Source organism: Arcticibacter sp., from assembly GCF_053551015.1.
On the sequence record NZ_JBMQOB010000015.1, the window covers coordinates 119,730 to 131,290 of the forward strand.

Here is an 11,561-nt window from a genome sequence, read left to right on the forward strand (position 1 = left end):
TAAACGAAAATTGCGGTCAGCCTTAGGAACTTTATATGTAACTATATGAAATACTGGTAACAATCACAAAAAACATACTGATTATCTGCAAACATCTTTCTAGGTTTGTGGTATCGCTCCCAAGGCATATACCTGGCTATGGCCGGCAAAGCTTAGGTATACTTTAATAAAACTCTCAGTTCAGTCATCTTTTTTTAAAATATCATTCACTTGGAATGATCTTTTAGTCACAGCGCCATGCGCTGAATGATCTTGTCCATTTCGTGGGCCGGGCATCGCTGTGAATGAAAGAGAGCTCCAGAAAAAGAAAAAAAATCAAAAACAGGAAATGAAGAGAAACATTAAAACAGAGAGCAAACTATTTACATTTCTATTATTATCATCATTCTTATTATTTAGCTGCCAAAAGGACGAAGAGATCCTGGCAGATGTAAAAGCCCCCGAAGCCATTTCGGCGCTTGCATCCGAAACCACGATCCGCGGGGATCTGGATCTGTCCAGAGCAAAATCAGATGGCGGTAACGCATTTTTAATCAAGCGGGCTATCCAGAACACACCGGGTGACAGTCCGGATCAACCTCAGGAATCCTTAGTTAGAATTTACGAAAACGGCGTGGAGATCGGTCCTGCACACTCCCTTCACCAGGACATCAGAGCGCTGGGAGAAGGTCGTTTCAGCCACTGGGGCGGAAACGTGTACTTATCCGCATCTGACAATTCAGATCCTCGGACAAACGGACGAAAATATACCTATGCGGTAGTGAGCAGCAATGCTGGAAAGCCACAGCAGTCGCCTTCTGAAGGCCTCGAATATCTACCCGGCACAGAACCTATCGGCTACGCTAATGTAGATGGAAAAACCACTGGCGGCTTAGGAGGTGAAGTAGTGACAGTAACCACCCGCGCCGATTTGAAGGATGCCCTCGAAGCCCGTGTGCCCCTGATCGTCCTGATCAAAGGAAAGATCTCTGGAATCGGCAGCCTGAAGGTACGTTCAAACAAGTCGATCATCGGGATTGACAATGGGATGTTAAGCGGGATCGGACTGCAAATTTTCGAAAGCACCAATGTCATTGTTCAGAACCTGACGATCAAGGACGTGATTGCCGGCCTGGATGACAACGATTGCGTGAATATCAAATACTCGGATCACATCTGGATAGACCATTGTGAGTTCTATTCGGACAGAAGTCATGGCTGGGACTATTGGGACGGCCTGATTGATGTAACCAAGAAATCCAACTACATCACCGTTTCCTGGAGTAAGCTGCATGACAGCTACAAAGGCATGCTCTTTGGTGTAAGTGAAGCTGACCGGGGTGCCATTAAGGTGACTATGCACCACAACCTGATGTATAACCTGGCGGAACGGGTACCATCACTAGTAGCAGGCAATGCACACGTTTTCAACAACTATTTTGTTAATAATGACGGATATTGCATAGGCTCCAGGATAGATGGAATTGTCAGGACGGATAACAATTACTTCTTAAACTGCCATACCCCGATTGATACGAATTTGGGACATGATGATCCGGGATATGTGAGTAATGCCAGCAGCAATCGTTATGATAATTCAGGAAGAAACGATATCACGACCAGGGAAGTTGACTGGACGCCTCCTTACTCATACCGCTCTGCGCTTATACCGGCGGATGAAGTTCCGGATGTGGTGACCGCAGGTGCAGGTGCGACGCTTTAATTTTAGAGAAGAAACTTTTATATCAATGGGAAGCAGGCCGGAATCCTGCTTCCCATTTTTTGTTTGTTCATAGGCCCCCTTGAGCTATTGACTACTCTTCAGGGATTTCATATCGATAACGAAGCGGTATCTCACATCGCCCTTCAGCAGACGCTCGTAGGCCTCATTGATCTTCTGGATATCGATCATTTCAATATCAGCAACGATATTGTGTTCTCCGCAAAAATCCAGCATTTCCTGAGTTTCAGCAATTCCGCCGATCATGGAGCCTGCAAAGCTCTTCCTTCCGCCGATGAGGCTGAATGCGGCAACAGGCAAGGGAAATTCAGGAGCACCCACCAGGGCGAGGGAGCCATCCACGCGAAGGAGGCTGAGGTATTCGTTGATGTCGTGCTGTGCCGATACGGCGTCGAGTATAAAATGCAGCTTCCCCTGAAAGGCAGCCATCTGACCGGCATCTTTCGAGAGGACCACTTCATCGGCTCCCAGGCGTTTGGCTTCAGCGAACTTGGATTCGGAAGTGGTGAAAGCGACCACATGCGCGCCCATAGCCTTCGCTATTTTGATACCCATGTGTCCCAAACCTCCAATACCCACGATACCCACTTTCTTACCGGGACCTACGTTCCAGTGACGGAGCGGCGAATAAGTGGTGATACCCGCACACAGGAGTGGTGCGGTAGCCGCCGGGTCGAGCTTTTCAGGAATACGAAGGACAAAGTTCTCATCTACTACAATGCGTTCTGAATACCCACCGTACGTTTGTGTCTGGAGGTGCTTGTCCGGCGAATTATACGTCTGTGTAGCTCCCGGTTCACAGAATTGCTCCAGCCCTTCCCTGCAATACTGACATTCCTGGCAGGAATCCACTAAACAGCCCACCCCTACTGTATCTCCTACCTTAAACTTGCTCACGTGATCGCCCACACTGATGATCTTTCCTACGATCTCATGACCGGGCACGCAGGGATACACGGTACCATGCCACTCGTTTCGTGCAGTATGGAGGTCAGAATGACATACTCCGCAGAACAAAATGTCTATTTCGACATCATGTGGTGTATTTTTTCTGCGCTTTATGGTCAATTGATTGAGAGGAGCCTGTGCCGCTTCGGTGCCGTAGGCTTGTACTTGTGTTTCACTCATATGTGTATTGATGATTGGGTGCTTACCTTCATTGCAATACAAAAACAGAGCTTATTGTTTGTGTTTTCGGTTGAATAGTTCTTGTTATGTTTTGATAGTAGTACAACTTCCTCAAAATTTCACACTTTGTAGAGAACACTAAACACTTCACATCGCACTAGGAACATAAACTGCACAGTTTCCTGTTAGTTACTAGTTTGGCACGAGCTTTGATATTGTAGGAGTAGGTTTATAATTGGTTAGTTTGAGCACCTGCCCATCAGGTGCTTATTTTTTTTCTGCGTTCCGCGGATCATTTCCCCAGTAATTCTTCCAGCTTTTTATGCAGTTCTTCTTCTCTGAGGTTTTTAGCGACGATGGTACCATCGGGACTCAGCAGCAAGTTCGAAGGAATGGCCCGTACACCATATAGCTTTGCTGCGGCACTATTCCAGAATTGCAGATCGGACACATGAGTCCAGGTTAAATGATCGTCTTTAATCGCTTTTACCCAGTTCTCTTTTTTGCGGTCTAACGATACACCAAACACATCGAATCCTTTGTCTTTATATTTCTGCCAAGCCTTAACCACATTGGGGTTTTCACGGCGGCAAGGTCCGCACCAGGATGCCCAGAAGTCGAGCAGCAGGTATTTGCCGCGATGATCAGACAGCTTTACAGGACGCCCTTCCGGGTCATTCAACGTGAAGTCGGGCGCCTTCTTTCCCGGCTCAACAGTGCGCAGCACCGTGATCAGTTCTCTGAGTGCATCTGCATAGCGGCTGCGCTGCAAAGCCGGATCCAGCAGGCTCAAGTTGCGGGCGATCTCATCGGGCGACAGGCGGTAAGCGAAATTGCGGTACAGCACGTAGGCCGAAACGATGGATTTGGGATTGGCGGTAATGAAGCTATCGATCTTCATCGTTTCGTCGTCCTGCCGGTTGTATGCCGTAAAAAGATCCTGAGCGGGGGATCCCTCGGCTGTAGATTTACTATAGTATGATTCGGGATCGAGGTTTACTCTGATGTTTTCAGAATCGACAAACAGGAAGTATGGGCTCTGCGCCTTGTTGAGGGTGAGTCCGTACAGTTCAGGCAGCTCGATTTTTGTACTGATGTTGAAGTTGCCGTCTTGTATCTTCGCCGAGTCGATGGTGAAGAACATTTTGTTCTCAAAGCGCTGCAGATATACATATCCGGAACCTGCATCAGCCGTTTTTCCGCTGATATGAACGGGGCTGATCTTTCCCTGAGCGAAGCTGAACCCTCCTTGCAAGAGGAGGGTCAGCAGTGACCATTTAAAAAAGCTTTTCATCTTAATCATTTAAACGAGGGTTGTTGTTGACTTCAAGTTCAGGTATGGTGAACAGGTAGTAGGGACTATTCGGCACAAAGGCGCTCTTGTCGGGCAATACAAGTACCGAATGACCAATACCAGGCACCTGTTGGATTTTACCCTCAGAGTTGGTGATGGTGACGTAAACCGGTCCCGGGTTTGCACCGCCTGTATTGAAGGCCCTGCGAACCACCTTACCCTGGGTGCGAATAATGTCAGACAGGGCGAAACCTTCTCCCCAGAGTTCCTTACGGCGCTCGATAAGAATCGCGTCAACCACCTGCTGCTGTGTTTTCCCTGCTATATCGAGCGGGCCCGCCTTGCGGATGTTGCGCAGCTCATTCAGCCGAAGGGCGGCTTCTTCCAGCTTGCCTTCTCTCGCTTTTGCTTCTGCTTCAATCAGGACCATCTCCGAAGCGCGCATCAGCACGATATCGGCAGTCTGATCTTGCCGGAACTTAAACTTCTGATAGCGGAGGGAACCTTCGCGACCTTTAAGCCCGTCCCACAGGAATAGCTGAGTGCGAATATCGCCTGCTTCAAACAAGTCCTTAAAATAGGGATCGGCCATGAAACTGTAGTAATAGGAAGAAGCGGAACTCACGTCGAGGAAGTGGAAGTTATAGCTGGCGTTGCTCTGTTCAGGCGTCTGACCATGTCCCCAGATCCATTCGCTGTTGCTCAGGCTATTGAAGCCGGCAGCGTAATCTGCGGCGTTCATCAGCGGATAAGTCTGACGTGCCGCAGCAGCGTTTGAAGCAGCATCTGCCCATTTACCGGTGTTCAGGGAAGCCCGGGCAAGCAGGCCTTTAACCACGTCGGTGTTGATTTTGTATTTGGCTGAAGCGGGACGGCTATATTTCGACAATAGCGTCTGCGCGTCGTTCAGGTCGGCAAAAATGCGGTTATAGACCTCCCTTAGGCTTGCTTTCGGGTTTCCCTCTGATTCGGGACGTGCCGGCTCGGTATAGATGGGCACCGCTTTCGCTTCCGGGTCTTTCAGATAGCTGAACTGGTAGAAGCTTGCCAGGGTGAGGTAGCTGTTTGCCCGCAGTGCAAGGGCCTGCCCTTTGATCTGATCTTTCTTAGGCTGCGAGCCGGAGGCTGCATCAATTTTGGTGATGATGTTGTTGCAGTTGTCGATCACCTTGTAGAGCAGTGTCCAGAATGCGGAAACCCGCGTATCTGTATTGAGCTGCATCTGCGTAAAAGAGTAAGCTGCGGGAAATCCGTACTTGGAGGGATTGATCACGGCATCGCTGCCCATGGCATCGCTCGTGCGCAGGATGGCACCATAGCCTGGATTGGCGTAGGTGAAGTATGTGTCGTTCATATAGCTCCAGGTGCCATTCAGGACGGTTTCTATATTTTCGACGCTGGTGAACAGCTTCTCTTCGGATACGGAGGTAGCCGGTGAGGTGGACAGCTCTTTTTCGCAGGAACTAAACAGCAAAAAGAGGGCGGTGAAGAAAGCGAACTGCTTATTGAATATCCTTGTCATCTTATCTATGTCTGATATTTTAGAATGTTAACTGTATGCCTGCAGAGAGGGACTTGATTGCGGGGTATCTGAAATAGGTGGTCCCGTCGACTACCTGCTCCGGGTCCATGCCCTGGTGCCCGTAGAAGGTCAGCAGGTTCTCCCCAATCAGGGAAACACTCAGATCACTGATACTGAAGCGTTGCAGCAGGCTCTTTGGCAGGTGATAGCGTAGGGAGACATTTTTCAGTCGGGCATAAGACGCGTCGTACAGGAAGCGTGTGGACAACGAGTTCCAGTTGTTGGCGGTTGTCGACAGCGCAGGTACGTCGGTATTCCTGTTTTCAGGAGTCCAGCGATTCAGCATTTCCTTACTCCATGCCCTTCCCGGTGAATTACCGTTATGCAGGATCAGCACGTAATCGCGGTCGAGGACGTAGCCACCAACGCTGTAGGCCAATAAGGCAGACAGCTCAAAGTTGTGGAGACGGAAGGTATTGGTGATCCCGCCGAAGAAATCAGGCAGGGCACTCTTGCCAACATAGCTGGTTGCCTGCGCGTACTGGTTGGTGATCACCTTGTTGTTATCCGCGTCGGTGCGGTACCACTGCGGACTGCCAGTTTCAGGGTTTACACCGGCCCATTCTTTCAGGTAGAAGTCGTATATAGACCCGCCCACGGTAAGGCGTTTGTTCCCATTGTCTACGTAACGCTGCGGAAGCGAAGTGATCTTGTTCCTGTAGTGCGTCAGATTGAAGTCCAGCGCCCATCGGAAGTTCTCAGACAGTACGGGTACAGTGTTCAGCTGCACTTCGAAGCCGTTATTCTGCAGAGATCCGATGTTGGCGTCAATAGAACTGTAGCCTATTGAAGGCGCCTTTGGCTGTTTGAAAAGCAGGTCTTTAGAGCGGCGGCTGAAAAATTCAAACGTCGCACCGAGTCTGTTATTCAGCACCGAGATGTCCAGACCTACGTTCAGGTTCAGGTTGGTTTCCCACTTCAGGTTGGGGGTAGCCAGGCGGGAAGTTACCACACCATTCTCGCCCAGGTTGTTGGACACAGCATACAAGCCTTCGTATGCGTAGTAGATCCCGAGATTATCGTTCCCTTGTCCCCCGTAACTTGCCCGTAGGGTGAGGAGGTCGAGCCAGGACTTATCCTTGAGGAATGCTTCTTCCGATACTTTCCATGAAGCACCGAGAGACCAGAATGTGCCCCATCGCGCATCAGGTGAAAAACGGGATGAGCCGTCGGTCCGCAGTGATCCTGAGAAAAAGTATCTGCTCTTGTAGTCGTATTCGGCACGGCCCAGGAAGCTCAGCAGGGCATATTCGTCAGATGTCCCTGTGAAGGAATTCAGTTGAGAGGCTGCATCCGGCTCATAAAAGCCGGGGAAAGCAAACCGGGAGCGGGAGCCGGACATCTGCTTTCTGTTGAAACTGTAGAACTCCTGACCAGCCAGCAGGTTCAGATGGTGATCGTCATTGAAGCGCTTATCGTAGGTCAGGATATTGTTGATGGTGTAAGACAAGGTGCGGTAATTGCTTCTGGACACGGAACCCAGGGTAGCTGCGCCTTCGCCAAAGGAAGGGTTGATATAATAATGATCGTTCTGGTTGGTAAGATCTGCACTATAGGTGGTACGCAGCTTCAGTTCAGGCAGGAAGGTAGCTTCGAGGAATGCACGCCCGGAAACATTATCCTTCGAGATTTCTGATCTATCTAGTCCTATGGTTCCCGCCAGGTTGGTTCTGGGGCTTGCGGCAGATGGCCTGTACTCGCCGTAATCGTAGACCCGCTCATTAGTGACCGGATCAAGCTGGTAAGAGCCATCAGCATTCCGCTTGTACACAGGATAGAAGCCGGCGACGATGCGGCTGAAGTTGATGATATTGGAAGTCTGTGTATCTTCAGACTGAGGATAATCCTGTTTGGAGTTGGCGGCACTGATGTTTAGACCCGCGCTCAGCCATTTCTTAGCCTGAGTACTAACGTTGACACGGGCATTGTAGCGCTTGAAGCCTGAGCCGACAGCCATACCTTCATCATTGAGGTAACCGCCTGAAATATAGTATTGCGACTTTTCATTTCCGCCGCTGAAGTTGATATCTGCCTGGGTTCTCTTTCCGGTGCGGGTGAGTACATCTGCCCAGCTGTCGTTCCAGAGCGGGCGGGCGCCGGCAACCAACTTTCCATCAACACCTACGGGCTCCGGAAAAGCTGAACCATAGGGGTTGATAGCCAGAGAAGGTACTAGCGTTCTGCTGGCAGTTTGGGCAGCATTCGCCGCCGATGCGCCATTTGCGAGCTGGTTATTGCGGATAGCTTCCCAGGTCAGCTCGTAATATTCGTCGGTGCTGAGGTGTTTATAATCCTCAACCGCACGGGTAGAAAAACCTTGAGAGAAGTTTGCCCCTACACGGGTTTCGTTATTCCTTTTCCCTTGCTTGGTAGTGATGATGATGACCCCGTTGGCACCGCGGGATCCGTAAAGAGCGCTGGAAGCGGCATCTTTCAGGATGCTGACTGAGGCGATATCGTTGGGATTGATGGACGCGAGGTCGCCGCTAAAAGGGTTGCCGTCGACCACATAGAGCGGTGCGCTGGATGCATTAACGGAGCCTATCCCGCGGATGCGGATCGTCGCTTCAGTACCAGGCTGCCCGGACTGTGCCGTGGACTGGATTCCGGGCGCTACACCCTGAAGGGCACGTCCGATATTGGACACGGGCCTGCTTTCCAGTTGTTCGCCCTTAATGGCCGATACAGATCCGGTGAAATTAGAACGGTTAGCTGTACCATAGGCAACTACCACAACTTCATTCAGGGTACTTGTAGATTGTTTGAGCTGAATGACTGAAGCGACCTGTGCGGCAGGAACTTCCAGCGTTTCAAAGCCGATAAAAGTAAAGCGAAGGACATCCTTGTTGGAACCCACCATGATGGTATAGCGGCCGTTTGCGTCGGTCAGCGTGCCTTTCCCCGATCCTTTAACGGTGACACTTACACCGGGCAGTGCTTCAGAGCTACCGGCTTCTACTACCCTTCCGGCTATGCGGAGCTGCTGGGCAGAAGCACTGAAACTGAGGAAAAGAAGAGTAAAGAAAAGGAAGATGGATGGCCTGTTGCCATCCCTGAGAAAAAAGTAAAAAGTTGATTTCATCAGTGAAATGAGTAAAAGTCTGGATAAGCCAGGTGTAGAACAATATTGGCGTCAAATATATAGATTAATCTATAGAACTAATAGGGTATTATCAGTTTAGTGCCATGGCTTATCTAATGGGAATGTCAAAATGGGGGTACGGTAAATGAGGCTGGCAGGGCAGATAAGGGTGATTTACCATTCGAAAATAACAGAATTGTGACTTAGATCCCTTTTTTCTTTTGAGACATCCTCTATTTTCGCGCCACATTAAAACACAACATGAAAGAAGAAAGAGAAGTAACTTTGAAGGACCTGTATGCGAATCCTGCTCCGCTGGGACTGTTTGCCTTTGGTATGACGACCGTTTTGTTAAATATCCATAATGCGGGGTTTTTCGCACTGGACTCGATGATCCTGGCTATGGGTATCTTTTACGGAGGAATCGCACAGGTGATTGCAGGGATCATCGAAGCCAAAAAGAATAATACGTTCGGGTTCACCGCATTTACTTCTTACGGTTTTTTCTGGTTGTCTTTTGTGGGCCTGCTGGTTCTCCCGGAAATGGGTTGGGCGAATGCGGTATCGGTTGAAGGCCTTGTTGCTTATCTTTCGATGTGGGGTCTGTTTACTTTCCTGCTGTTCCTGGCTACGCTGAAGCAGAAGGTTTCTCTGCAATTGGTTTTTGGTTCCCTGACGCTTTTGTTTGCCCTGCTAGCCATCGGTGATTATACCGGTAACAGCACGATCAAAACATTGGCTGGTTATGAGGGCATTCTCTGCGGCCTAACAGCCATCTATACAGCTGCTGCGCAGGTGCTTAACGAAGTATCGGGAAAGACTGTGCTCCCTTTATAAGATTTCTCCTTACCAATAATGAAGACCCCGGAGACGGGATCGAACCGCCGTTTAAGGTTTTGCAGACCTTTGCCTCACCACTCGGCCATCCGGGCTTGTTCTACAAATATAGAAATAATCTACCAATATTATAGAGTATCTTGTAACATAAGTGATATCTGGTAAATAATGCCTACATTGACATGGAGAAACCAGAGTCAATGTAGACATGAATCTTTTAGAAACGAGAGATTTACAATTCAGTTATGGCAAGAACAAGATATTAGAAAACGTTCATCTGAACATTCCTAAAGGTAGCATCTATGGCTTTCTTGGAAAGAATGGCGCAGGGAAGTCGACGACGATCAAACTGCTCCTCGGTTTGGAGAAGCCCGACGCGGGGACTGTTGTCTTCGAAGGAAGCAGCATTTATAACAATAGACCTGACTACTATGCCGTTACGGGAAGTCTGATAGAAGCGCCCTCTCCTTACGGGCATTTGACGGCGTTTGAAAACCTGAGCTATCTGGATTTCATTTTTAAAAAGGGCGCTGCGCGCATACAGGAAGTATTGCGAATGGTTAGGCTGAGCGGCGACCAAGGCAAGCTCGTCAAGAAGTTTTCGATGGGTATGAAACAGCGCTTGGGAATAGCGATGGCTATCTTCTCCGATCCCACTTTGTTGATTTTAGATGAGCCCTTTAATGGACTGGACCCAGAAGGGGTTTATGAAATGAGAGAACTATTGCTCAATCTGCACCGGGAGGGTAAGACGATTTTCTTCTCTAGTCATATTCTATCTGATGTACAGAAGATCTCTACTCATATAGGCTTTCTGCACCAGGGGAAGGTTATTTTTCAAGGATCAATCTCCGACTTGCTCTCGTCTGTCGACAGAACGGTTATATTACGAACGGATAATCCTGGAACGACATACAAGCTTTGTGCAGATAAAGGCTTCAGAACGGAGCTTATAGAAGACAACAGGCTTTCTGTGCTCATCAGTAGCGATGTTGATTTTGATCGGTTGCTGCGGACTATTGTACAATCGGACATACAAATCTTTTCCGTACAAAGTAGAGAGACAACTTTAGAAGATGCTTTTCTGAAATTTACATCCCGGAATTTATATGTCTAGACCTTCTATATTGTCCGTTTACAGAAGTGAACAATTCAAAATGCAGCGAAACTCCAGTGTACTGTTGATCCTCCTGTTTCCTCTTCTACTGACAATAAGCATCGGGTGTTATATACTTTACAGAAACAGCCATGCAATTGGGAACCCGGCGGCAACCTTCGGTTATAATCCCTGGAAGTATGTGCTGGCCAGGCACATTTTTCAGTTCTATTCCCTTCTATATCCCGTCTTAGCAAGTATTCTCTGTTTTTCGGTTTGCGACGTCGAGTTTAAGAACTCGGGATATAAGCATTTGTTCCTATTACCTGTGAACAGGAACCGGATATTTGCCTGCAAGCTAATGTTTATCATCAGAACACTGATATTATCCATTATCATCGCCTTTTTAACTTTTATGGCTACAGGTTATCTTTTCGAAGCTTTGCTCCCCGGATACCGGTTTGGCGATTACCAAATTTCCGCTATCACACTGACGTTTTTCATACGCCTGTTCCTCGGCTTATTAGCCATTACCATGATTCAGACCGCGCTAAGCCTGGCAAGCAGAAACTTCGTGATTCCCACAGCTTTTGCTTGTCTCGCATCTTTCTGTGCTCTGATTATGCAACGATGGGAATATATTGAATATATACCTTATTATTCGGGATGGAACGCATTTAACGGATTCGTTGCAGATCTTACGTCCTGGATTACCCGCGTCGAATACATAAACACCGCTTATTTGTGTATATGTCTATTAATATGCTTCTTCGTATTTAACAAGTCGAGAGCTTAGTACCAACAGGTTCTAATCTTCGGATA

At 48.5% G+C, this 11,561-nt stretch carries 8 protein-coding genes and 1 tRNA gene; 4 read left to right on the forward strand and 5 right to left on the reverse strand.

Going from position 1 to position 11,561, the window contains the following annotated elements:
* Window positions 1-328: 328 nt before the first annotated feature.
* A complete protein-coding gene (locus tag ACO1NU_RS08920) occupies window positions 329-1,702 on the forward strand; it encodes a pectate lyase family protein (protein WP_448818126.1) in 1,374 nt (457 codons plus the stop codon).
* Between the two features lie 84 nt (window positions 1,703-1,786).
* On the opposite strand, the gene ACO1NU_RS08925 is transcribed toward ACO1NU_RS08920, so the two are convergent.
* The 4 genes from ACO1NU_RS08925 to ACO1NU_RS08940 all read right to left on the reverse strand — a co-directional run bounded on the left by ACO1NU_RS08925 (window position 1,787) and on the right by ACO1NU_RS08940 (window position 8,806).
* Window positions 1,787-2,848, reverse strand: coding sequence for an NAD(P)-dependent alcohol dehydrogenase (locus ACO1NU_RS08925; protein WP_448818127.1), 1,062 nt, complete (start codon window positions 2,846-2,848; stop codon window positions 1,787-1,789).
* Window positions 2,849-3,140: 292 nt separating this feature from the next.
* Window positions 3,141-4,142, reverse strand: a complete 1,002-nt coding sequence (locus ACO1NU_RS08930) for a redoxin domain-containing protein (protein WP_448818128.1) — start codon at window positions 4,140-4,142, stop codon at window positions 3,141-3,143.
* Between the two features lies 1 nt (window position 4,143).
* Entirely contained in the window at window positions 4,144-5,664 is a 1,521-nt protein-coding gene (locus ACO1NU_RS08935; RefSeq protein WP_448818129.1) for a RagB/SusD family nutrient uptake outer membrane protein, read from the reverse strand.
* Between the two features lie 19 nt (window positions 5,665-5,683).
* The gene (locus ACO1NU_RS08940; protein ID WP_448818130.1) at window positions 5,684-8,806 is read right to left on the reverse strand and encodes a SusC/RagA family TonB-linked outer membrane protein; all 3,123 of its coding nucleotides are present in this window, start codon (window positions 8,804-8,806) and stop codon (window positions 5,684-5,686) included.
* A 261-nt stretch (window positions 8,807-9,067) separates the two neighbouring features.
* Between ACO1NU_RS08940 and ACO1NU_RS08945 the strand changes: the two genes are divergently transcribed.
* Complete coding sequence (locus ACO1NU_RS08945; protein ID WP_448818131.1) at window positions 9,068-9,643, forward strand: acetate uptake transporter; 576 nt, start codon at window positions 9,068-9,070, stop codon at window positions 9,641-9,643.
* Window positions 9,644-9,667: 24 nt separating this feature from the next.
* Here the strand turns inward: ACO1NU_RS08945 and ACO1NU_RS08950 are convergent.
* Window positions 9,668-9,738, reverse strand: a tRNA-Cys gene (locus ACO1NU_RS08950).
* Window positions 9,739-9,851: 113 nt separating this feature from the next.
* Between ACO1NU_RS08950 and ACO1NU_RS08955 the strand changes: the two genes are divergently transcribed.
* Both ACO1NU_RS08955 and ACO1NU_RS08960 read left to right on the forward strand, forming a co-directional pair.
* Window positions 9,852-10,760, forward strand: a complete 909-nt coding sequence (locus tag ACO1NU_RS08955; RefSeq protein ID WP_448818132.1) for an ATP-binding cassette domain-containing protein — start codon at window positions 9,852-9,854, stop codon at window positions 10,758-10,760.
* Window positions 10,753-11,535: an ABC transporter permease gene (locus ACO1NU_RS08960; protein ID WP_448818133.1), complete on the forward strand. Its 783-nt coding sequence runs from the start codon at window positions 10,753-10,755 to the stop codon at window positions 11,533-11,535. Before ACO1NU_RS08955 ends, ACO1NU_RS08960 begins: the two co-directional genes overlap by 8 nt.
* The last annotated feature ends 26 nt before the right edge of the window (window positions 11,536-11,561 follow it).